Below are 23,248 nucleotides of genomic sequence, written 5' to 3'. Positions count from 1 at the left end.
ATGTTATGAAACGCGCGACCAGGGGATTTTTGTCCTTTGCATCAGCATTTCTGATTGTGTTCTCTACATTCGGAAATGCTTTTTTAGTTGCAGAGGCCAGCGAGCCCACAGCTATTGAAGAGACTGTGACAGTTGTCGATAGCGCCGCAGAAGTTGACGGCGATGTAAAGGCAGCTACAGTCGGCGCTTCAAAGGAAGAGACAGTTACTGAGAAAGTAGCTGAGGAGACAGAGGAAATTAAGGAGGAGGCAGACACTGAGACTGTTATTGAGACTGTCGAAGAAACAGATGCGCAGAAGAGTGTTGACCTCACAGTTACTGCGTCTGAAGAAGACGGCTATGTAACTTTGTCTTGTGGTGTAGATGGGGCAACCATCCTTTACACATTTAACGAAGACGGTTCTAATGGCTTTAAGGAATACACGGACAAGATCAAGCTTGATACTTCAAATGACACTGTGATCATTGCCCGTGCCAGCTACAAGTCTGAGGACGGAGTGTCCTACGATGGAGAGAAGGCTAAGTTTGAGTTCAAGGCTGCTCAGGCAGATGAAGAGACGGCTATTGAGAGCAAGGCTGCAGTGAGCCTTATGAAAGCTTCTTCTTTTGCCGGTAAAACAGCAACTCTTTCTACAGAGCTCAAGGATGGTGATCAGGTTATCATTGCCATTGAAGGCTATACAATGGACAGATCATTCAATGCCATCCAGATTGCACCAAATGATAATAATGAAGTTACCATTGGTGAAAATGATTTAGTGCTTACCGTTAGCAAAACAGAAGACACAAATGACCTTTGGTTTGAGAATGGCGGTGAATATCTGGCTGCTGAAGCAGATACTAACACTCTTTTGTGGACAGAGAAGAGCGAAGCCACCGCAAAGTGGGTGCTTGATGGCAATGTGATCGCAAACAGTACATCAAAGACCAATACTAATAAACCTTATTGCCTGGGACTCAAGAAGAATGATCACTCAGTTTTCAAAGCATATGCAAAGGGAAGCGGATCAGCTTTACAGTCAGCAGTTTTCTATGTTCTCGGATCAACAACTTCTGAAGAAATAAAGGCCGGAACTAAGATTGAAAACATTACTGATTATGATAAAGAGTTTGCTCTTGTTTTTGGCGATACAACTGACAGCATCAAGGCACTCTCATCAACAGCTTCTGCTGCAGACAAGAATGGCAACACCAAGCTTGAAGGAGTAGAAGTTAAGTTTAATAATGATGGGCAGCTTGTATACACAAACAAAGATGCTGCTCCTGCAGCGCTCAAGGCAGTTAAGGCTGATGAGGGTGATCAGTACTACATCACAACAGATATTGCAGATGGTGATACAACAAAAACCAGGTACCTCACAACTTTAAAGGAAGGTAATTCTTTCACATTCGAAGACCAGCCAAACGATTTTAGTCTCTGGTTCTTTGAAGTATCTGAAGATGGCACATTCCAGATAAAGAGCGTAAATGGCGAATTCGTTAAGGATGGAAAAACATCTCCTGAGTATGTCGAGTACTACAAAGATCTTTTCACTGTTTATAGCTTGAAGGATGGCGCTGATAAGGCACCATACACATTCAGCGCATATACTATGCCTGAATTTGAAGAAATCGAGACTCCTGTAGAAGAGGAGAAGCTTGGAGTTAAAGTTACTGATGTTAACAAGCTTTTTGGCGGAGCAGAGTTCTCTCTTGTATACAATAATGAAAAAGTTCTTTCTTCCACAGCATCAGGTAAAATTCTTGCAGCCGTTGATGCGACATTTAATGCGGAAGAGAGTCTTGTCTATGCAGATAATTACGCTACATTAAAGCTTGAGAAATCTGATGTGGAGAATCAGTTCTACATTGTTTCTAATGCAAAATATCTCACATGTCCGGCGACAGGAAAAGGACTTTCATTTGCTGATGCTAAAGATGATTACAGCCTTTGGACAATTGAGGATCAGGGAGAAGGAGCACTCTATATCAAGAATGTCAAGGCTGCTTATAATAACAGTGCTCAGTTTGTAGAATTCTATAACGGCTTCTCAACATTTGGCTTTAACGAGAGTAATAAGAACATTTACACATTTACAGCTTATGCATTCACAGATGGTGAGCCTGTAGTAGAGGAGAAGGGCGGAGTAAAGTTTACTGACCTTACAAAGCTCTATGACGGAGAAGAATTTGTTCTTACCTTCAATAATGAAAAAGCTCTTTCAACAACAGCTAATGGACAGAAATTAGAGGGTGAGGACGTTAAACTTAATGAAGAAGGACGCCTTACATACACTGACGAGAGTGCAGCAATTGCTACGCTTAAGCTTGTTAAGGGTGAAGTTGAAGGACAATACTACGTCGTTTCTGAAACAAAAGATGGCGAGAGCGTTACAACCAAATATCTTACATCCGGAGCAACCGGAAGCAGCCTTACATTTGAGACTGAGAAGAATGAATACAGTCTTTGGGCTTTTGAGTCTGAAGAAAATGGTTCATTCATGCTGAAGAATGTAAACGCTGTTTATAAGGAAAAACCTCAGTATGTAGAGTTCTTTAAAGATCTGTTTACAGTTTATGGCTATACATCAGGTGGAGCAAAGGATAATTACTTATTTACAGCATATACATATCCTGAACTTGAGAAGGCTCAGACAGAAGAGCTGGAAAACACAGTGGCTAAGCTTCTTACAAGAGAACTGTACGATGGCGATCAGGTAGTTGTTTACTATCCTGCAGGCAAGAAGCTCATGACTTCTGAGGCAACCACAAATGGCAAGTTAAAAGAGGTGGCAGCTGAACCTGCAGAAGATGGAACACTTGAGACAAAAGGCTTAAATGCCGCTGTTTTAACTGTTGCACTTGATGATAACGGATACTATTACTTCACAACTGCTGATGGTAAGTATCTTACAGGTACAGTTGAAGAGAAGGAAGTAGACGGCAAAAAGAAGACATATGCAAATCTTATACTTGCAGATGAAAAAACAGATAACAGCCTTTGGATTGAAGAGGCTGCCAGCGAAGCCGGAAAGTATTACTTAAAGAATGCGTTTGCCAAGAGTGGTTCATATATTGAAGCTCTTGAGTATTATAGCGGATTTTCACTGTATGGATTTAAAGAGGATAAAGCTTTTGAGTTCAGCTTCTATGCTCTTAAAGAGGGCGAGAAGGTCGTAAGCTTTGAGTACGACAAGGATACATCTCTTACAGTAGCTCAGTGGGCAGGTAATGCTCATTATGATGAAACTGATAATTCAGATAAGTATATCAATGGTGACCTTTATGCTACCAACGATATGCTTGATACTAACGCTAAGTTCACAGCAGTAGTAAACGGAAGCATTTCCAAGCCATGGACATCAGCTAAGAGTACTACAACCGGTTCAACAAACTACTACATGGGTTCAACCGGAGTAGTAGCCGAGTCTGACTACATGGAGTTTTCATTCCCTTCAGCCGGCTATGGCAACATGAGTCTGGCGTTTAGAATGCGAGCATCCAATACCGGAGCCGGAGCATTCCAGCTTCAGTACTCAACTGACGGAGAGAATTTCAGTAATTTAAAGAAGGGTACTTACTCATATAAGTACACAGCATATAAGACGACAGATAAGGTAGATGAAGATGGAAAGGCTATTTCTGAGCCTTTCGAAGTAAGCGGATCAGGTGATATCACAGACGGAATTGCTAAGACATCACTTGCACCAACTTACTATGTGACATTTACTTTTGAGATTCCTAACGCAGCAGCAAACGCTGAGAACCTTCAGATCAGACTTGTACCTACAGGCGGACTTAGTGCCAAGGGTGACAAAGCTCCTGCAAAAGGCGGCGTTATCCGTGTTGACAGCGTTGAGGTAACAGGTAACCCTGTAGTGGATTCTTCCGTAACAGCTTATGTTAAGGCAGATCCTGCATCAGGTGAGGTTCCTGTAGGACAAGAGATTACACTTTCATCAGATACTGAGGGAGCAGAGATTTACTACTCAGTAAACGGCGAAGAGTTTGCTAAGTATGACGACGAGACTAAGGTAGTTCTTAATGAGCTTCCTGCAACAATCAGAGCTTATGCAACAAAGGAAGGCCTTACAAAGAGTATTACAGTAAATTATCAGTATACTCAGGCACAGGTAGCAACAGTTAAGGCTTCTCCAAACGGCGGCGCAGTATTTGAAGGCCAGTTCGTTTCATTCAAGACTGCTACAGAAGGCGCACATATTCTTTACAGATTCAAGACTGCTGAAGAGGTTGCAGAGGATGAAAAGGCTGAGAAATCAGATAAGACCGATGACGCAGCAGGAACAGATAAGACAACTACAGAAACAACAGAAACAACAGAGGCTACAACAGGAGCAACAGAGGCAACAACAGAAACTACTACAGAGGTAGTTGAGGAAGAGCAGCATGATGACTGGATCGAGTACTCAGGATCCATCAAGCTCGAGAATCTTCCTTGCGAGATGCAGGTAAAGGCTGTACTTGAAGGCTATAAGGAAAGCCCGGTAACAAATCTTAAGTTTACTAAGAAACTTAATGCTAAGTACAACATCTACTTTGGACAGATCCATGCACATACCAGTATTTCAGACGGTGCCGGAACACTTGATGATGCACTTAAGCATGCATCAAACGTAGATAACCTTGATTACATCGTTATCACTGACCACAGTAACTCAATTGATAACGAGTCAAAGTCAAAGATTACCGAGAATGTTGATACTTCTGAAAACGATGAGTGGACATATGCTCACAACCTTGTTAAGCAGTACACAACAGATGATTTTACAGCTGCTTATGGTTATGAGATGACCTGGAGTAACGGTCTTGGACATATGAACACTTACAACACTCCCGGATTCCAGAGCCGTACACAGACAGCGTACTCTACATACTCAACAGCACTTGAGAATTACTATGCAGCTCTTAGAACGGTTCCTGATTCTATCAGCCAGTTCAACCACCCCGGAACAACCTTTGGTGATTTCCAGGATTTCTCTTACTATACAGAAGAGAACGATGCTCTTATCACAATGATCGAGGTTGGTAACGGTGAAGGAACAATCGGATCTTCCGGTTACTTCCCATCATACGAGTACTACACACGTGCTCTTGATAAGGGATGGCATGTAGCTCCTACAAACAACCAGGATAACCACAAGGGTAAGTGGGGAGATGCAAATACAGCACGTACTGTAATGCTTGCTGATACAAATGATGAGACAGCTATCTATGATGCGATGAGAAATTATCGTATCTATGCTACAGAGGATAACGATCTTTCCATCTATTACACACTTGATGGTAATATCATGGGAACAATCCTTGAAAAGGATGCTGTAGGAGATGAACTTAACCTTGAGGCAGATATCGTTGATCCTACAGATTCTTCTATCGGTAAGGTTGAAGTTATCGTAAACGGTGGTCAGTCCATCGCTCAGCAGACAGTAGCAGAAAGTGAAGCAACAGTTAAATTTACTGTTCCTTCTGCTTACTCATACTACTATCTGAAGATCACAGAGAATGACGGTGATATCGCTGTAACAGCTCCTGTATGGGTCGGTAATGTTGAGGCTTGTGGTATTAACCGTACATACACAAGTAAGGTTCTTGCAGTAGCAGGAGAATCTCTTGATGTTAACGTAGAGCTTTACAACAACGAAGAAAAAGATCTTGTGATCGACAGCATTGAGATTCAGCTCAGTGATGTTGATGCCAACAAGACAGACGTTGTAAATGTTACCGGAGAGGAAGCAGGCATAACAGCCGTTGCTCCTAATGGTACAGCAACATACAAGACAGATTTTGTATATGATACTCCGGGACAGGTAACCTATGAGGTTACAGTAAATGCAACACTTAACGGTGTTCCTAAGATATATACAGATAAGCTTACTTTAAGCTATGTAGTACCTGAGATGGTTACAGATGTTCTCATCGACGGCACACACTATAATGACTATGTGACCGGCTACTATGGCGGAAACATGTCATCCTTCATCAAGATCTGTGCTCAGAAGAACATCAGAGCTCAGGTAGTAACAAGCAAGATCACACCTGAGATGCTGAAAGCATGCTCACTTCTTGTTCTTGCAGCACCTGCCAAGAAGACAGGAACAGCAGGCGCAGGAGACTACACCGTTTCTCACTACGAAGATGACTTCCTTACAATGGTTAAGGATTACGTAGCTGGTGGCGGATCAGTTATCGTATGTGGTCTTGCGGATTATTCAGACACGACAGACGGCCAGACTGTTACAGAGCAGAACAAGCTTCTCGAAGCTATCGGAGCAACAATCCGCATGGGCTCAGATGAGGTTTGTGATGATACAAACAACGGTGGTCAGGTATACAGAATGTATCCTACTACCTACAACGTAGACGAGGCAGCAGGATTGTTCGCAGGCCTTCGTGATGGCCAGAAGTACAGCCAGTACTCAGGCTGCTCAGTAGATATTTCAAATGCTACAGAGACAGATTTTGTAGATGCAGCTAAATGGATTGTAAAGGGATTTGACACAACCTTCTCCGTTGACTGTAAAGATGCTTCAGGTAACTCTAATCCGGGAGATGCTGGTAACGGCGTAAAGGGTATCAAGAACGACAACGAAGGCAACGTAACTTTCCTCGCAACCCAGCACACCAAGGCAGGCGGAGATATTTACGTAGCCGGTGGAGTATTTGTTTCTGATTTTGAAGTAAAGGCAGAGATTGATAATGCAGATTCTCTTCCTTACACGAACTACACAATCATCAACAACATCCTTGATGGTGTTACTGTAGAGCTTCCTACATCAACAATTGCACAGGCTCGTGCAGGTCAGATGAACGAAGTATTCGCAGTTGAAGGTTATGTAACCAGCGGAACATCTAACCCTGATACAACCTTCTTTGATACAATCTACATCCAGGATGAGACAGCAGGTATTGATATCTTCCCTTATGCAACAGCAGGTCTTGAGATTGGTACCAAGGTACGTATCACAGGTTTTGTTGCACAGTACCAGGGAGATATGGAGCTCAAGGTTATCTCTTCCAAGATCCTTGATGACGAGCCTTATGTATGGGAGCCTAAGGTAGTTGATACCAAGACAGCTATGGATTATGCAGCTCTTGGTGGATCACTCCTTAAGACAACCGGTAAGGTTACAAGAGTAGCAGTCGGAGCAGACGGCAACATCGAAGAGTTCTGGCTTGCAGATGATACAGGAGTAGAGGCAGCAATCTTCATCGATGGTTATATCAAGTCAGGTACAACAGGAGATGAGGGTAAGGCAGCACTTAACGACTTCGTTAAGGTTGGCGCTGAAGTTACAGCAGCAGGTGTTCTCTACATGCATCCTGAAGGAGACTCAGATGTTTCAGTTCCTGTATTCAGAGTTCGCAACTGCGATGACATTGAGCTTGTAAAAGCAGCTCCTGAAACTGAGTCAGGTTCAGGAAGCGAGTCAGGTTCAGGAAGCGGATCAGGATCAGGAAGCAGCTCAGGTTCAGAGAGCGGTTCAGGATCTGGTTCCTCAGACAACGGCGGAAACAGTGGTTCAGATTCATCTAACCAGACACCTGTTCAGAGAGTTCTTGGAGCTATTAAGCAGGCTGTTGAATCAGTAGTTAATACTGTTGCAGAAAGAGTCAACAACTTTGTTGGCAGAATCTTCGGAAGAAGTAACAAGAACAATACTACAGAGACTACAACAGGCACATCTGAAGGTGAAGTAGTCGGAAGTGTTACCGGAGATAATGATCAGCAGGCAGCAGTAGAGACACCTGAGCAGAGCACTGATAGCCAGCAGGCTATAGTAGAGACAGGTGACGACAAAACTGCTACAATTGTTGAGGAGGCAACACCTACAACAGATAAGCCTGAATCAAAGGCTAAAAAGGCAGCCAAGGCTGCAGCAGCAACAGTAGTTGTTGCTTCAGGACTTGGACTTGCTGCAATCGGACTCAGAAGGTTGTTATTACTGTTACATGTTATTAAATAATTTGGATAAAAAAAGAACAATTAAAAATATCTTCGTGATCATAGCTTTTTCATTGGTACTTATTTTCGCGCTTGTGCTTGCTAACAAGGACAAGCCGGAATATACCACAACAAGGGATACCGGAGTTGAGTATGAAAATGCCAAGGTCCTGGCGGTTACTGAGGACAACTCAGTGATCGACCGGGACAACGAAGATGTCCTAAGAGGGAGCACTGAGCTAAAGGTAGAGATACTCACCGGTAGGTACAAAGGCGATATCTGCTTTGTTACCAACTATTTCAGTGCTCTTTATAATGTTGATGTAAAGGCCGGAGATACCGTATGTGTCCGCATAGATACAACAGGAGATGGCATTTACAATTGCAGCATTTATAACTACAACAGGGTACCTTTGGTGATTGCCCTTGTAGTCATCTTTTTCCTGAGTCTTGCTATAATTGGCGGACTTCAGGGAATAAAGGCATTTGCAGGTCTTGTTTACACGGTCCTTTGCATCTTTGGTATTCTGCTTCCTCTTACTCTTAAAGGTGTAGAGCCAATACCGCTCACCTGTGCGATCATCTTTTTCACCAGCGTGGTATGTTTCTACCTTATCGGAGGAATCAGCAGGAAGACCATAGCAGCGGCTCTTGGGTGCTTTTCGGGAGTCCTTATCGCAGCACTGCTTGCGCAGGTGGCAGCGAACATTGGCGGAATCTCCACCTTCCAGATGGACGAGGCAGAAGCACTGCTCCTACTTAAGAGCACAACTGCCATTAAGCTTAGAGGTCTTTTCACCAGTGGAATACTGATAGCGGCCATGGGCGCAGTAATGGATATCGCGATGTCTATTGCGTCAGCTCTCGAGGAGGTTCATAATATTAATCCTGAGAGGGATGCAAAAGAGCTGTTCAAATCCGGCATGAATATCGGCCGGGATGCCATGGGAACCATGGCAAATACGCTGGTTTTGGCATACGTGGGAAGTGCGCTGAATATGTGCGTACTTATTTACTCCTACGGAGTTGGCCTGAGGCAGCTTCTTAATACGGATTTTGTGGCGATTGAGATCATCAGAGCAATTGCCGGAAGCGTGGGAATCATTTGTGCTGTTCCCTGCGTTTCGATCATCGCAGCCCTCCTATACACTCGTAAGAAATAAGGATAGGTGGAGCTTATTGAAAACATCAAATAGAACAAATTTATGGACATATATGCCGGTGGTGGTACTCTCTGCAGTTTTTTGCTGTGTTCTGTGGGGAAGTGCTTCACCGGCTATTAAAATTGCATACGAACTCTTCAGGATAGACGCGTCTGACACGCCCTCGCGCCTCATGCTCTCGGGAGCAAGATTTGTGCTGGCAGGGGTCATGGTCATAATCTTCGGATCCTTCATAAGCAGGGAAGCTCTTATTCCGAAAAAGACATCCTGGAAGTATATAATAATTCTCTCCCTGTTCCAGACCATCGGCCAGTACTACTTTTTCTTCATGTCCCTGGCCAACACATCGGGAGTCAGAGGATCCATCATCAACGCATCAGGTAATTTCCTGGCGCCTCTCATTGCCATGTTCATACTTCGCTTAGAAGCCCCTGCAGCCAAGAAACTGATAGGCTGCGCCGTGGGATTTGCGGGGATAATCCTGTTCTTTGGAGGAATATCATCCCTGACAGAGGGCGGAATAACCTTTGCCGGAGAAGGTGCTATGCTGTGTGCAGCCCTGTTTTATGCAATCTCCGGGTGCTGTATCAAGATCTTTTCCAAGTATGAAAATCCTGTAATCCTCAGCGGTTATCAGTTCTTTATAGGTGGCCATGTACTGTTCTTTGTGGGACTTATCATGGGCGGAAGCCTTGTGTTCTACAGCGCAGGATGTTATCTTAATCTGATATACATGGGATTTATCTCAGCCGGCGCATACACACTCTGGGGAATACTTCTTAAGTACAATCCCGTCAGCCGCGTATCGGTGCTTGGCTTTATCAATCCAATAATGGGAGTTCTTCTGTCAGCTCTTTTCCTGGGAGAGGGAAATGAAGCGTTCTCGGCAGGAAGCATACTCTCGCTGTTACTCGTATCGCTGGGAATATTCCTGGTCAACTATAAGTTTGAGAAGAAATCATGACAACATTTGAAACCGGAAACAGAGAAGAAGCAATTAGATATAAATTCACACTGAAGGAGTGCTTTTTTGGCGATTCTGCCTTCTATAGAAGAGTAGCAATGGTCGTGGTTCCCATGATCGTTCAGAACACCCTAAGTAACATCGTGGGACTGCTCGATAACGTAATGGTAGGGCGCCTTGGACCACTGCAGATTCCGTCCGTAGCTGTGGTCAATCAGCTCCTTTTTGTCTTTTACCTGTGCATTTGGGGGTCACTGGCCGGCGCGGGTATCTTTAGCACGCAGTTTTTCGGCAAAGGAGATATGGACGGTGTTCGCTATGCCATCAGGTTCAAGCTCCTTACTGCCATTACCATATTTACCGTTGCCATTGCGATCCTGTACTTTAACGGACCGGCTCTGATCCTTGATTATATTGCAAAAGACACTACGGATGCAGCCAGGGCTGAGACTCTTGGGTACGCACTTTCGTATCTCCACATAATGCTGATAGGCCTTGTGCCTTTTTCTCTTACACAGGTTTACGCCAGCGCCATGAGAGAGTCGGGAAAGACAACGCTGCCTATGGTGGCCAGTATGGTAGCCATGGTTGTGAACTTCCTGTGCAATATTGTTTTGATCTTTGGTTATCTGGGATTTCCAAGACTTGAAGTAAGAGGTGCGGCTGTAGCAACAGTAATTTCAAGATTTGTAGAATTTGCCATTGTTGTGATAGGCGCGCACAGAAGGGGCACGTCTTATACCTTCTTTAAGGGGCTCTACAACGGATTTAAGATTCCGATAAGTCTTATATGGCCCATCCTGTCCAGGACTTTGCCACTGTTTTTGAATGAGTTCTTGTGGTCTTTTGCTCAGGCCAGACTCCTTCAGGCTTATTCGGTAAGAGGCCTTGCGGTTGTATCCGCCATGACCATCAGCAGTACAATATCTCAGATATTCAACGAGGTCTTTTTATCAATCGGAAACTCTACGGGAATCATAGTTGGACAGGAGCTTGGTGCTGACAGGCTGGTTTCAGCCAGAAGAAGTGCCTGGAGAATGGCGGCTCTTAGTTTTATGAGTACTATTGTTATGGGTTCGCTCCTAGCGCTTGCTGCGCCTTTTATTCCTCAGGTGTATAATACCACGCCCGAGACAAAAGCGCTGGCAACCAGATTTATCCTGGTTTTGGCATGCTGTATGCCGATACATTCCTATGCAAACGTTTCTTACTTCACGCTGAGGTCAGGTGGCAAGACGCTGATCACATTTATCTTTGACAGCTGCTTTGCATGGCTTGTTTCAGTACCGGCATCCTTTATTCTTAGCAGATATACAAATCTCCCGGCAATTTACATATTTATCATCGTAAACAGCCTGGAGATCATTAAGTGCATTATTGGATTCTGTCTGGTAAAGAGTGGTATCTGGGTGAGAAACATTGTAAAAGAAGATTAGGGCATTACGTACTTTGACATGATCTCCGTAAGCTCTTTTACCTCTTCTTCGGAGAGATTGTCCTTGGCGTATTCCATAAGCCCGTTTGCATCTCCGCTGTTTACATAGGACTGAACCTCGGATACGGAGTCGATGCTAACGTTGTTTGCTATGATCTCTGTAACTGTATCCTTGTCCTCTTCTGACATTGATTCGTAGATCTCTTTTGTCTTGCCCGTTGCGTTCTCGGCGTAGGTATCAAGTGCCTCGCTGACGATCGCCTTGGTTATGGGATTGGCTGTGCTGGTCTTGGTGGTAGTGGCCTGTTCCTGTGTGGCCTTAACGTCTTTCATGATTGAATTTCTGCCCACGAGGAAGATCACTCCGATCAGGAGAACTACAAAAAGTGTTATTCCAAAAGCCTTAGCTGCTTTCATTGTTTTAGTGTCCTTTCATAAATGCTTAAAGTTCTTTTTAGGTAATGCCTATACAATAATAATGCGCATAACAATTGATGTCAAAGGAGAATTAACATGCGGATTAGAAAGATGATAGGCCTGTTTATGGCTCTTATGCTGCTGGCAGGATGCGGCAGAAATACAGAAAACGTAGAGACTCAGACGGATCAGACTGCGTCTGTATCAACCGGACCTTCTGTCACCATAACCGGATTTTCGGCAGAGACTGACGAAGCTTATGATGCCTTTGTCATTGTTGGAGAGAATCACGTAACTGTCATAGATACGGGGCTTGATGAGAATGGAGAGGAACTTGTCTCCTTCATGAAAGAGCAGGGTATCACCAAGGTTGATAACCTCATAATCACCCACTTCGACAAGGATCATGTAGGCGGAGCGGATCATGTGATAAATGCCTTTGATATAGGCACTATCTACACTACTTATAAGTCAAAAGACTCTGATCAGATCGATAATTATCTCGCTGCCCTCAGTTCTAAGGGACTTACCGAAACTTTGGTTACAGACGAGATCTCTTTTGAAATGGACGGAGTCTCTTACGATATCTATCCCCCTCAGAGCACAGCCTATGAGAAGGATCCAAGCAACAATTCTTCTCTTGTGATAATGGTAAGCTGTGGCGATAACAACATGCTCTTTGCGGGAGATGCGGAAAAAGACCGCATAAACGAGCTTCTTGAGATGGAAGATATTCAGGCAGAGATCTTAAAGGTTCCGCACCACGGCAGGTACGAGAAGAACATGGCAGCTCTGGTTGAAAAGGTATCCCCGGAGTATGCCATCATTACCTCCGGAACAATTGAACCTGAGGATGCGGAAGTTATGCAGATTCTTGAGGCTGCAGGTGTAACAACTTACCTCAATCGCGAGGGCAATATTACTATAACCATGTCACCCGACAACATCTCCATAACACAATAGTGCCAAAGTCATTTAATGGGTATGGCAAAATCGGAGCAAAAATAGTAGAATTGTAGTGTTATGGACTTGTTTCAGTATATGCGCGAAAACAATATGGAAAAAGAATCTCCGCTTGCCGCAAGGATGCGCCCAAGGACCCTTGATGAGGTGGTTGGGCAGCAGCACATCATTGCTAAGGACAAGCTTCTTTATCGTGCAATTTCAGCAGACAAACTCAGTTCAATAATATTCTACGGACCTCCCGGAACGGGCAAGACCACACTGGCCAAGGTTATCGCAAACTCAACCAAGGCGGAGTTTACTCAGATAAACGCCACGGTTGCAGGCAAGAAGGACATGGAAGATGTCATTAACAAAGCCAAGGATAACCAGGGAATGTATGGGAAGAAGACGATTCTTTTCATAGACGAGATCCATAGATTCAATAAGTCTCAGCAGGATTATCTGCTTCCTTTTGTTGAGGACGGAACCGTTGTGCTCATCGGCGCAACCACGGAGAATCCGTACTTTGAGGTCAACGGGGCTCTTATATCAAGGTCAATCATATTTGAGCTTAAGCCGCTTACCAGCGATGATATCAAGGTGCTACTTAACAGGGCAGTCACAGATACAGAGCGTGGAATGGGCTCTTACAAGGCTGTGCTTGAGCCCGATGCTGCAGAGTTTCTTGCAGATATAGCTGACGGCGATGCAAGACATGCCTTAAATGCCATAGAACTGGGCATCCTCACAACTCAGAGAAGTGAGGACGGTCTTATCCATATCACCAGGGAAGTGGCTTCAGAGTGCATCCAGAAAAAGGTCGCCAGATATGACAAGGACGGAGATAACCACTATGACACCATCTCCGCATTCATAAAGAGTATGAGAGGATCGGACCCGGATGCAGCGGTGTATTATCTTGCACGTATGCTCAATGCCGGCGAGGACCCCAAGTTTATAGCAAGGCGTATTATGATATGCGCCTCTGAGGATGTGGGAAATGCAGACCCACAGGCACTTCAGGTGGCAGTTGCTGCTTCTCTTGCAGTTGAGAGAGTAGGAATGCCGGAAGGCCGGATCCCTCTTGCACAGGCAGTTACTTATGTTGCTACGGCTCCCAAGAGCAATGCAGCATATCTTTCGATAGACGAAGCTATGCAGACCGTCAGGGAAACAGGAAATCTTCCTATCCCTCCGCATCTTCAGGATGCTCATTATAAGTCTGCAGGTAAGCTCGGCCACGGCATCGGATATAAGTATGCCCACGACTATCCCGACCACTATGTGGAGCAGCAGTACAAGCCCTATGAGCTTAATGGAAAAGAGTTCTACAATCCTACAGGTAACGGGTATGAGCTGAAGATCAGAGACCACATGAAGAGACTTAAGAACAGGGATAAAGGCGAAGATAGCAATAAATAATACAAAAAACTCAAGGAATTTTTTGCATTAATGGAAAACAAGAAGCGCAAAAGAAGAACGGGCAAGAAGGCCCGAAGAAATAGAATAATCGTTATCCTCTCAGGGGTACTTGCAGTATTTGCTGTTGTACTGGTTGGAGCCATGATGGGATGGCTTTTTATCGGTGGAGGAAAGAGCCCTGAGCAGGAGCAGGCCGGGCAGGAAGAGATTTTCGAGGCTTCCCTTGTAATGGAGGAAGAAAAGAACGAAGAGTTTATTAATGAGTCAACAATCGATGCCATTGTCAAAGGCGGACATACGGTGTCGGAAGCTCTTTTGCAAAGACCTGCCACAGTTGAGATGACCGCGGAAAACACTGCGGAGTTTGCCAAGATTGAGAGCTGCAACATTGTAAGCTCCGGCAAAGTTGAGATATCAGTAACTTCTGAGGGAATCCCAAAGAGTGACGACAAGTATTACTACTTGTTTGAAGAAGCAACCTATGATGACGGAATTGTAGAGGGAAGTGAGCCCATTGCCAAGGTATATAAGAGCGATGACACTTCTTTTAGTGTGGACCTCAACAAGGGTGCGGCTAATTCAAGGCTCTTTTCCAAGTTCCAGGTTGCAGTCAAGATGAACGACAGCTACGTCTCCATCAGCCACGCCAAGTACATCACCAATCCCGGTGCCTGTGCAGGCTACAGCTATGGCGGAATGCAGCACAAGTCCATCAAGGGACTTCTTCCCGACCCACTGAGGATCGGAGAGCTGGCTGATCTTGGATGTGAATATGCAGCATACAATATTCCGCTTAGGAATATCCTGGTGACTTCCGGTGGAATTCCTTATTCTTATGGCGGAGTGACTTATCACTTCAATGCACAGATCATAAACGACTACGACAATCTCTTTAAGCGACTCAATGGCATGGGTATTGATGTTGCAGCCATTATCCTCAATAATGCCAGCACTTCAGCGTTTCCTGAGATCACTCATCCCAGCGCCAGGAGCGGATCCTCAGCGCCTTACTACATGTTCAATGCAACCAATGAGAGCGGAGTTAAGGCTCTGGCTGCCATCGGAAGCTTCCTTGCTAACAGGTACTCAGGCTCAGGTCACGGCAATGTCAGCATGTGGATCATTGCCAACGAGGTCAATGCCAGAAAAGAGTACAATTACATGAGTTATACTGACGTTGGCACCTATACGGCTGCTTTTACCAGGGCTTTCAGGGTGTTCTACAACGCAATTAAGAGTCAGAACAGCGCAGCTAAGGTTTATATACCTATCGACCAACGCTGGACCTATAATACCGAGAAGACCGGAGACTATGACGCAAAGGACGTTCTTGATATATTCGCTGCATCATTGTCTGATTACGGAAACATTGACTGGGGCCTTGCTGCCCATCCGTACTCATTCCCTAACGGGAACACGGCATTCTGGAACTCATCCAAGTACGTTAACCATTCAGACACCACACCATGTATAACCATGGACAACATAGAAGTTCTTACCAATTATATGAAGAGGCCGGAGATGCTTGATTCATCAGGCAATGTAAGGAGCATCATCTTAAGCGAGATCGGCTATTCATCTACTTCGGGACAGGCACTTCAGGCAGCAGCATTCGCTTACGCCTACACCAAGATGGAAAAGAACGGCTACATCGACGCACTTATGCTCTCAAGACAGACCGATGCCGGCGATGAGATCGCGGCCCTTGGCCTTGCCCTTGGTCTTCAGACCACCGGCGGAGGCAAGAAGCAGATCTGGAATGTCTTCAAATATATTGATACAGATAAACGAAACGAGGTCGTTTCTTTTGCCTATGATATAGTGGGCACGACCTTCTAGAACAGTTTTGAAAGGGGAGCATTATTATGACAAACGCAGAAAAAGCACTTAAACTTCACGAAGAGTGGCAGGGAAAACTGGAGACTACTTCCAAGTCCAAGGTTAATTCCAAGGAGGATCTGGCCCTGGCCTATACTCCGGGAGTTGCTGAGCCTTGTAAGCTGATAGCTGAGGATAAAGAGCTGGCTTACAAATACACCATTAAGTCCAATACCATTGCAGTTGTTTCTGATGGAAGCGCTGTTCTTGGCCTGGGCAATATCGGACCATACGCAGCAATGCCCGTTATGGAAGGAAAAGCAGTTCTTTTTAAAGAGTTTGGCGGCGTTAATGCTGTTCCCATCTGCCTTGACACTCAGGACACAGAGGAAATCATCAAGGCAGTTAAATACCTTGCTCCCGGCTTTGGCGGAATCAATCTGGAGGATATTTCAGCTCCCAGATGCTTTGAAATCGAGGAGAGGTTAAAAGAGATGCTGGACATCCCGGTATTTCACGATGACCAGCACGGTACAGCCATCATTGTGCTTGCAGGAATCATAAACGGCCTTAAGGTTGTCGGCAAGAAAAAGGAAGACTGCAAGGTTATCGTAAATGGCGCAGGAAGCGCTGGTATTGCTATAACTAAGCTCCTTCTCAGATATGGCTTTAAGAATGTAACCATGTGCGATAAGTCCGGAATCCTTCATAAGGAGTCAGAGGACCTTAACTGGATGCAGAAGAAGATGATGGATGTGACAAATCCGGATCAGATCAAGGGATCTCTGGCAGATGCTCTTGTAGGAGCTGACATCTTTGTTGGCGTTTCAGCACCGGGCATTGTAACCAAAGAGATGGCTCAGCAGATGAACAAGGATGCCATCATGTTCGCTATGGCAAACCCGGTTCCCGAGATCATGCCTGACCTTGCAAAAGAGGCAGGAGTTCGCGTTATCGGTACAGGAAGAAGTGACTTCCCTAACCAGGTAAATAACGTTCTTGTATTCCCGGGAATCTTCAAGGGAGCACTTGAGGCAAGAGCAAGGCAGATCACAGAGGAGATGAAGCTTGCAGCAGCAACAGCCATCGCAGGACTTGTTCCTGATGATGAACTTAGCGATGAGAACATCCTTCCTGCAGCTTTTGATCCAAGAGTAGCTGATGTTGTCAGCGCAGCAGTAAAGGCACATGTAGTAGATTGATTGGAGTTTTAAATTGAGTTCGCAGTATTTGACGTTATACAAGATGATAGTTCTGTACATGCTAAAGAGGTGCGATGTCACCCTTAGCAAGTCCCAGATCTACGATTTTATTCTGGAAAAAGAGTATACGACCTTCCTTACTTTGCAGGAAGTATTCAGTGAACTGGCTTCTTCAAACCTCATAACCGAAAAGACCATGGCCAACAGGACCTACCTCGAGATAACAGATGAAGGGTCCCAGACCCTGGAGTTTTTCGGAAACAGGATAAATCCTGCCATCAAAGAGCAGATTGATGATTACCTTAAGGAAAACAGCATGAAGCTCAGAAACGATTCCTCAATCCTCGGCGATTACAGGAAAGTAGGAGAGAATGAATACACAGTGCAGCTCCTTGCCAAGGAAAACGGACAGAATCTTATTGATATAAGAGTTCCGGTTCCCACGGAAGAAATTGCCCAGCATATGATCGATAACTGGCAGGAGAAGAACACAGAGATCTATCAATATCTCTTTTCACAGCTTATGTCATGAGTCACCGGGGACGTTTCACTTTGACTCATTGCATACAATGAGTCAAGAGTCAGGGGGACGGTTCTCTTGACTTCCTGTCTTCATGACTCGCGGCTTAGGAATTATATGCCTTAGCAAATGAATATCAATGGCCTTTCGCGGCATATCCTCGCAAAAAGCGTGCTGCGGTATTCCACGGTGCCATTGACATTCATTTGCTAAGGCATTTTTTGTCACTAAGCGGGTCATGAAGGAAAGTGTGATTCCGGGAGTTTCTATCCTGCGTCACAGTCATGTGTTGTAGGGAAATATAACCAGCGAATGATTTGCTCTGCATGACTAAGGATTCAATGATTTTGTTCAAAAACTCTTTGTTTGCTGTGTTTTCTATACACTGCGAGGAGTTTACTTGATATATATAGAAAAGAAATTTGCACAAAAACTTTGGAAGCCTTTATTTCTATACCTTTTACTTATTTTTGATCATATATATAGAAAGCTATTCGGGCCCGTAAACAGATTTCTATACCTAAAGGCATGTTACAAAGCTATATATAGAAATAGCAAGAAACAAAGTTTTTGATCCTCTACATTTTCAATATCCCGACCCCGATTTTATTCATATGTATAGAAAATCCTCAGATTAAAGATTTTGCCACTTGTTATGCTAGCCTCCCTAGCGCAAATCCTTTCTCAGAGCTGGCTTTTATGCTTGTTTTTCATGCCCCGGCAGCAATAATCTGGCTGATTGCCACAGATTTAAGCCAGGAAGAGATCCTTGTGCTTGCTTTTTTCATGTCCCGGAAGCAATAACCTAGATGTTTGCCACAGATTCAAGCCAGGAGGAGCCCCTTGTGCTTGCATTTTTCATGTCCCGGAAGCAATAACCTAGATGTTTGCCACAGATTCAAGCTGGGAGGAGCCCCTTGTGCTCGATTTTTTCATGTCCCGGTAGATATAACCTGGGTATTTGCCACAGATTCAAGCCAGGAGGAGTCTCTTTTGTCTGAATTTGTCATGTCCCAAAGCCGGGAGCTTCCACTTCTGCTACAACCCTCGGGCAGTGGGGCATAGATAGCCATGGCAGGAAGTCAAAAGAACCGTCCCCCTGACTCGTTTCGGGAGTCAAAGAGAACCGTCCCCATTGACTCAAAATAAAAACACCGCGCCTCCGCTCAAGTGAACCGAAACGCGATGTAATTACTGTAGCTACACTTGTTTTATAACATATTATTGTTGTCTTTTCAATGTTCCGGTAGGTAAGTGGTAGGTTTTTGGTTTTGGTAGGTAAAAAAGGGGGAAATTGAATAGGGCAAAGAAAAACCCTCAAGGCCAGGTATTTTCTGGCTTTGAGGGCTGTTTACGATCGAGCTGCTGACGAGAATCGAACTCGTGACCTCCGCACTACCAATGCGACGCACTACCGACTGTGCTACAACAGCTTGCTTGCCTTTTCGGCAATCGCAAAGACTATTATAACGGGATGTGAAGTCGATGTCAATTGCAAAATAAAATTAAGCCTGAGTTATTACTGACATGTAGTAGGAGTACAAACTTCTGTATGTATCATTGTTGTAATGCAGGCCATCAGCGGTTGAGAAACCTGTCTGAGTGAGGTATGTGTAGCCGTCAAGCCACTGAACCCTCGGGTCAAGCTCTGACTGAAGTCTTGCGTTGAAGTTCTCAATCTGAGCATTTGAAACGCTGCTGCAGTTTCCAACCGGAGTTACGGCTGCGTAGTAGACTGTGATACCTGCTTCTGTCCAGGCGTCGATGTTGCTGTTGACGAGCTGTATATACTTGCTTGCATTTGCCAGGTCATTGACACCGAAGTTGATGATCATTGTGGTGCCTGTTCCTGCATAGCTTGGAATCTCTGAAAGGGCTGTGTTCTTGAACCAGCTGTAACCTTCACCAATCTTGGCTATGTAAGCTTTGTCTGTGGAGCCAACGGCCTTCTGCATCTGAACGGTTCTTGAATCACCGACGAATACCAGGGGCGTTCCGGGAAGCTCTGTGACCATGTAGTCACCTATAATAAAGGCGGTGGTGTCACCAAAGGCAACTTCGTACCAGCCGTTGTCGGTCTCGCCTGTAACCTGGGTCTCAGAACCCCATCTGAGCTTGCCAATCTTGTCGTAGTCGGTTCCTGCTCCGCTTCTCACATTAACCGTGTCACTGGTGTACATTGTGACAGGGGCTTCATACTCGGTTACGGTAAAAACTGTTCTCTCCAGAGTAGCGCTTGTCTCCTGAGTAGTAACATTAAAAGTCTCGGTAGACAGATCTGCATTTGATGCGATCACCTGCTCTGCTGCGTCATCGATTGAGCTTGCAACAGCAGCGGTAAGTTCCTGACCTGATATATCAGCAGGAACAGCGTCTATCTTTGATCTGTCGGAAAAAGCAGCAAGACATCCCAGTACTGAAAAAGATGCTGCAAATGCAGAAAGCAATATTAAGTTCTTTATATTAATACGTTTGTTCTTCATCGGTAGAAATTTTACATCTGCCTTAAAAATATGTCAAATTTCTGTAATTTGACTAACAGAATGTGAAAACATATAATTACTCTATATGCACATAAAACCTAAGAAAGGAACGAAACTTATGAGAGTAGTAATTCAGGACAATTACGAAAAGATGTGCGTTTGGGCAGCAAATTATATCAAGATGCGTGTTGGGGAACACAACAATGGACCGGAGAAGGATCGTCCGTTTGTACTTGGACTTCCTACAGGATCCAGCCCAATCGGGGTTTACAAGGAACTGGTAAGAATGAATAAGGCAGGAGAGATCTCTTTTGCCAACGTAGTTACATTTAATATGGATGAGTACTTAGGGCTTCCTCGTGAGCACGACCAGTCCTACTGGTATTTCATGCATGACAATCTCTTCAATCACCTCGTGGACATGAAGCCTGAGAATATCAATATTCTTAACGGCATGACTGATGATCCGGTAAAAGAGTGTGAAGAGTACGAGAAGAAGATCGCATCCTACGGCGGTATCGACCTGTTTATGGGTGGTATCGGTGTAGATGGCCATATTGCTTTTAACGAGCCATATACAAGCCTTACATCACGTACAGGAGTAAGAGATCTTACCTCTGATACAAGAATCGTAAACTCAAGATTCTTTGGAAACAATCCTGAGGCAGTACCTGCACAGGCTCTCTCTGTTGGTGTTGGAACAGTAACAGATTCCAAGGAAGTTCTTATTCTTATAAACGGTCATAACAAAGCAAGAGCACTTGCAGCAACCGTAGAGGGTGCTGTCAGCTCAAAGTGGACCTGCAGTGCACTTCAGATGCATAACGGTGCTATCATAGCCTGCGATGAGCCGGCTTGTGGGGAACTTACTGTAGATACTTACAAGTATTTCCTCGATATAGAGAAGAAAGAGAGGCTGTAATCATGTACACTATTACAGATCTGTATGATCTCGATCATACACTTGCCGCAGACTATCTGCGTCAGTTCACTTATCCCTGGGAGGCTTTAAAGGGTATCAAGGATTTCATCCTTGAACTTGGACCAAAGCTCGGAGATGAGTATACAGAGGTTAAGGAGAATGTCTGGGTGCACAAGAGCGCTACCGTATTTGAGAGCGCATACCTTGGAAGTCCATGTATCATCGGACCCAATACTGAGGTTAGACACGGCGCATTTATCAGAGGATCAGCCCTTGTAGGTGCTGACTGCGTAGTAGGAAACAGCGTTGAGCTCAAGAACGTTATCCTCTTTGATCACGTTCAGACTCCTCACTACAACTATGTGGGTGACAGTATCCTCGGATACTACTCACACATGGGCGCAGGCTCCATCACTTCCAATGTAAAGAGTGACAAGAATCTCGTTGTTGTTCACAACGGAACTGAGAATATCGAGACAGGCATGAAGAAGTTCGGTGCTATGCTGGGTGACCACGTTGAGGTCGGCTGCAATTCAGTCTGCAACCCCGGTACCGTGATTGGCCGTAATTCCAACGTTTATCCGACTTCCTGCGTAAGGGGAGTTGTTCCTGAGAATTCTATTTATAAGAACAGTGGAGAAATCATCCACAAGGAGGACAGATAATGGGTAAATATTTCGGAACAGACGGCTTCAGAGGTGAGGCTAACAAGAACCTGACCTTTGAGCATGCAGTACAGATCGGTAGATATCTTGGCTGGTACTATGGTGCTAACCATGGCAAGAAGGCTAAGGTTGTTATCGGAAAAGACACAAGAAGAAGCAGCTACATGTTTGAGTACGCTCTTTGTACAGGTCTTATGGCCAGCGGAGCAGATGCTTATATCATGCACGTTACAACAACTCCTTCAGTTGCTTACATCACAAGAGTTGATGATTTTGACTGCGGTATCATGATCAGCGCATCTCACAATCCATTCTATGACAACGGTATCAAGCTCTTTAACGGCAACGGTGAGAAGATGGACGAAGAAACAATCCTTCGCGTTGAGGATTATATCGACGGCAAGATTGAGATCCCTGTTGCAGAAAGAGCAGATATCGGAAGAACAGTTGACTACGTTGCAGGTAGAAACCGCTATGTAGGATACCTTATTTCCAACTCTAAGTTCAGCTTCAAGGATAAGAAGGTCGGACTTGACTGCGCTAACGGTGCTTCATGGCAGGTTGCTAAGGCTGTATTTGATGCACTTGGTGCCAAGACTTATGTTATAAACAATGAGCCTGACGGCCTTAACATCAATACAGATTGCGGATCAACTCATATCGAGCATCTGCAGAAGTTTGTTGTTGAGAAGGGCCTTGATGTCGGATTTGCTTTTGACGGCGATGCTGACAGATGCCTTGCTGTAGATGAGAACGGAAATGTTATCACAGGTGATCACATCATCTACATCTACGGCCTTTACCTCAAGGAGAGAGGCGCTCTTGCTAATAACAAGGTTGTTACAACAGTAATGAGTAACTTTGGCCTTTACAAGGCTCTTGATAAGGTTGGTATCGAGTACGAGAAGACCAAGGTTGGTGACAAGTACGTTTACGAGAACATGGTAACTTATGGTCACCGCGTAGGTGGAGAGCAGTCAGGACACATCATCTTCACCAAGTATGCAACCACCGGAGACGGGATTTTAACATCTCTTAAGCTCATGGAGGTTATGCTTGCAAAAGAGAAGCCTCTTAGTGCTCTTGCAGCTCCTGTTGTTTTCTATCCTCAGGTTCTTAAGAATGTAAGAGTAAAGAGTAAGCCCGATGCACAGAACGACCCTGATGTACAGAATGCAGTTGATGAAGTTGCAAAGGCCCTCGGCGATACAGGACGTATCCTTGTAAGAGAGTCAGGTACAGAGCCTGTTATTCGTGTAATGGTTGAGGCAGAGAGCGATGAAATCTGCGAAAAATATGTGGATCAGGTAATTGATGTGATCCAGAAGAAAGGTCATTTGGAGTAAATTT

At 44.7% G+C, this 23,248-nt stretch carries 14 protein-coding genes and 1 tRNA gene; 12 read left to right on the top strand and 3 right to left on the bottom strand.

Annotated elements, in window-relative coordinates:
- Nucleotides 1–5 precede the first annotated feature (5 nt).
- From G633_RS19275 to G633_RS0108745, 4 genes are read left to right on the top strand one after another with little or no spacing between them, the layout of a single operon-like run.
- Nucleotides 6–7,964 carry a CehA/McbA family metallohydrolase gene (locus G633_RS19275; RefSeq protein WP_051200073.1) on the top strand — a complete coding sequence of 2,653 codons (7,959 nt, stop codon included), beginning with the start codon at nucleotides 6–8 and terminating at the stop codon, nucleotides 7,962–7,964.
- A 52-nt stretch (nucleotides 7,965–8,016) separates the two neighbouring features.
- The gene (locus G633_RS17905) at nucleotides 8,017–9,105 is read left to right on the top strand and encodes a YibE/F family protein (protein WP_242838852.1); all 1,089 of its coding nucleotides are present in this window, start codon (nucleotides 8,017–8,019) and stop codon (nucleotides 9,103–9,105) included.
- A gap of 16 nt (nucleotides 9,106–9,121) precedes the next feature.
- A complete protein-coding gene (locus G633_RS0108750) occupies nucleotides 9,122–10,069 on the top strand; it encodes a DMT family transporter (protein ID WP_242838851.1) in 948 nt (315 codons plus the stop codon).
- Nucleotides 10,066–11,505, top strand: coding sequence for an MATE family efflux transporter (locus G633_RS0108745; protein WP_051200072.1), 1,440 nt, complete (start codon nucleotides 10,066–10,068; stop codon nucleotides 11,503–11,505). The genes G633_RS0108750 and G633_RS0108745 overlap by 4 nt, the downstream gene beginning before the upstream one ends.
- Here G633_RS0108745 and G633_RS0108740 read toward each other — a convergent pair.
- On the bottom strand, nucleotides 11,502–11,921 hold the full coding sequence (locus G633_RS0108740) for a hypothetical protein (RefSeq protein ID WP_026519687.1): 420 nt from the start codon (nucleotides 11,919–11,921) through the stop codon (nucleotides 11,502–11,504). The genes G633_RS0108745 and G633_RS0108740 overlap by 4 nt on opposite strands.
- A gap of 96 nt (nucleotides 11,922–12,017) precedes the next feature.
- Here G633_RS0108740 and G633_RS0108735 point away from each other — a divergent pair, with 96 nt between their 5' ends.
- Genes G633_RS0108735 through G633_RS0108715 form a run of 5 tightly spaced genes read left to right on the top strand, consistent with a single transcriptional unit; the run spans nucleotide 12,018 to nucleotide 17,840 of the window.
- Nucleotides 12,018–12,884 (top strand): ComEC/Rec2 family competence protein, encoded by an 867-nt coding sequence (locus G633_RS0108735; protein ID WP_026519686.1) that lies wholly within the window; start codon nucleotides 12,018–12,020, stop codon nucleotides 12,882–12,884.
- Nucleotides 12,885–12,944: 60 nt separating this feature from the next.
- On the top strand, nucleotides 12,945–14,288 hold the full coding sequence (locus tag G633_RS0108730; RefSeq protein WP_026519685.1) for a replication-associated recombination protein A: 1,344 nt from the start codon (nucleotides 12,945–12,947) through the stop codon (nucleotides 14,286–14,288).
- A gap of 30 nt (nucleotides 14,289–14,318) precedes the next feature.
- Nucleotides 14,319–16,127: a DUF5722 domain-containing protein gene (locus tag G633_RS0108725; protein WP_026519684.1), complete on the top strand. Its 1,809-nt coding sequence runs from the start codon at nucleotides 14,319–14,321 to the stop codon at nucleotides 16,125–16,127.
- A 26-nt stretch (nucleotides 16,128–16,153) separates the two neighbouring features.
- Complete coding sequence (locus G633_RS0108720) at nucleotides 16,154–17,308, top strand: NAD(P)-dependent malic enzyme (protein ID WP_026519683.1); 1,155 nt, start codon at nucleotides 16,154–16,156, stop codon at nucleotides 17,306–17,308.
- A 13-nt stretch (nucleotides 17,309–17,321) separates the two neighbouring features.
- The gene (locus G633_RS0108715) at nucleotides 17,322–17,840 is read left to right on the top strand and encodes a DUF4364 family protein (RefSeq protein WP_026512577.1); all 519 of its coding nucleotides are present in this window, start codon (nucleotides 17,322–17,324) and stop codon (nucleotides 17,838–17,840) included.
- Nucleotides 17,841–19,188: 1,348 nt separating this feature from the next.
- Here the strand turns inward: G633_RS0108715 and G633_RS0108700 are convergent.
- Both G633_RS0108700 and G633_RS0108695 read right to left on the bottom strand, forming a co-directional pair.
- A tRNA-Thr gene (locus G633_RS0108700) sits at nucleotides 19,189–19,261 on the bottom strand.
- 72 nt (nucleotides 19,262–19,333) lie between these two features.
- The gene (locus tag G633_RS0108695) at nucleotides 19,334–20,311 is read right to left on the bottom strand and encodes an SH3 domain-containing protein (protein ID WP_026519681.1); all 978 of its coding nucleotides are present in this window, start codon (nucleotides 20,309–20,311) and stop codon (nucleotides 19,334–19,336) included.
- A gap of 118 nt (nucleotides 20,312–20,429) precedes the next feature.
- Between G633_RS0108695 and nagB the strand changes: the two genes are divergently transcribed.
- From nagB to glmM, 3 genes are read left to right on the top strand one after another with little or no spacing between them, the layout of a single operon-like run.
- On the top strand, nucleotides 20,430–21,233 hold the full coding sequence (gene nagB, locus G633_RS0108690; RefSeq protein WP_026519680.1) for a glucosamine-6-phosphate deaminase: 804 nt from the start codon (nucleotides 20,430–20,432) through the stop codon (nucleotides 21,231–21,233).
- 2 nt (nucleotides 21,234–21,235) lie between these two features.
- Nucleotides 21,236–21,898, top strand: a complete 663-nt coding sequence (locus G633_RS0108685; protein WP_026519679.1) for an acyltransferase — start codon at nucleotides 21,236–21,238, stop codon at nucleotides 21,896–21,898.
- Nucleotides 21,898–23,244 carry a phosphoglucosamine mutase gene (glmM, locus tag G633_RS0108680; RefSeq protein ID WP_026519678.1) on the top strand — a complete coding sequence of 449 codons (1,347 nt, stop codon included), beginning with the start codon at nucleotides 21,898–21,900 and terminating at the stop codon, nucleotides 23,242–23,244. Before G633_RS0108685 ends, glmM begins: the two co-directional genes overlap by 1 nt.
- The last annotated feature ends 4 nt before the right edge of the window (nucleotides 23,245–23,248 follow it).

The organism is Butyrivibrio sp. FCS006 (assembly GCF_000424525.1).
Classification (GTDB): Bacteria; Bacillota; Clostridia; order Lachnospirales; family Lachnospiraceae; genus Butyrivibrio.
The sequence above is the reverse complement of the archived record's forward strand: the minus strand, read 5'-3'. Positions and strand labels throughout refer to the sequence as shown.